This is a genomic window from Verminephrobacter aporrectodeae subsp. tuberculatae At4 (assembly GCF_000193225.1).
GTDB classification, from domain to species: domain Bacteria; phylum Pseudomonadota; class Gammaproteobacteria; order Burkholderiales; family Burkholderiaceae_C; genus Acidovorax; species Acidovorax aporrectodeae.
In genome coordinates this window covers 1-513 of record NZ_AFAL01000345.1, presented here as the reverse complement: position 1 = coordinate 513, position 513 = coordinate 1, and the positions used below count along the sequence as shown (strand labels likewise).

The 513-nt window shown below is 64.3% G+C and carries 1 protein-coding gene; it reads left to right on the top strand.

The features are described 5' to 3' along the window. Window positions 1-513 (top strand): polysaccharide deacetylase (locus tag VTU_RS0106770; RefSeq protein ID WP_010102604.1); only part of this gene is annotated, 513 nt, incomplete at both ends.

Here is a 513-nt window from a genome sequence, read left to right as displayed (position 1 = left end):
CGCCGGAGCAGGAGGAAGCGGTGCTCGACAAATGCATCGGCCTGGTCGAGGAACTGTCCGGCAAGCGCCCGACCGGCTACGTTGCGCCCTGGTGGGAGTTCTCGGCGGTGAGCAACGAGCTGCTGCTCAAGAAGGGGATCAAGTACGACCACTCGCTGATGCACAACGATTTCCACCCGTACTACGTGCGCGTCGGCGACAGCTGGACCAAGATCGACTTCAGCCGGCAGGCGCACGAATGGATGCAGCCGCTGCGCCGCGGCACGCCAACGCGGCTCATCGAGATCCCCGGGAACTGGTACCTCGACGACCTGCCGCCGATGATGTTCATCAAGAAGTCGCCGAACAGCCACGGCTTCGTGAACCCGCGCGACATCGAGCAGCTGTGGCGCGACCAGTTCGACTGGGTCTACCGCGAGATGGACTACGCGGTGTTCCCCATCACCATCCACCCCGACGTCGCGGGCCGGCCGCAGGTCTTGCTCATGCTCGAGCGCCTGTACGCCTACATCA